Origin of the sequence: Mesorhizobium sp. M7A.F.Ca.CA.001.10.2.1, from assembly GCF_003998575.1 — a bacterium.
Lineage (GTDB): Bacteria > Pseudomonadota > Alphaproteobacteria > Rhizobiales > Rhizobiaceae > Mesorhizobium.
Map to the genome: position 1 here is coordinate 1 of NZ_RZQY01001377.1, position 422 is coordinate 422.

General features: G+C 57.8%; 1 pseudogene. It reads left to right on the forward strand.

Annotated elements, in window-relative coordinates:
• Positions 1-246 precede the first annotated feature (246 nt).
• Positions 247-422 (forward strand): annotated as a pseudogene (locus EN964_RS39055) (D-alanyl-D-alanine carboxypeptidase); the annotation flags it as partial.

Sequence of the window (422 nt, forward strand, 5' to 3'; positions counted from 1 at the left end):
CATTTCGGCGGCACGGTTCAGGATTGGCATGATGGTTCCATCTCGCTGTTGGGACAGGCGGGTGTCGTCCGCTGCCTTGCAATTGTGATCGCCAGGCACTTTGCCATCTTGGCGTCACATAGGGTAAATAGCACCGCAACGATGCGGTCCGGTTTTTGAGGGTCGGACCAATCATGCTGGCGATCGCGTAACGAAATCTTACGGAGCCAGGGGCGACTACGGCAAGAGGCGATTTCGGATTTGATCATGCGGTACAGGCATTTCCTCAAACTATTCTCGGTTGGCACAATCGCGCTGTCGGTCGTGGCCGGGCCGGCGCTGGCCAATCCGGTGGTCGTATTCGATCTCGGCAGCGGCAAGATCCTGCAGCATCAGGACGCGTTCAAGCGCTGGTATCCGGCATCGCTGAGCAAGCTGATGAC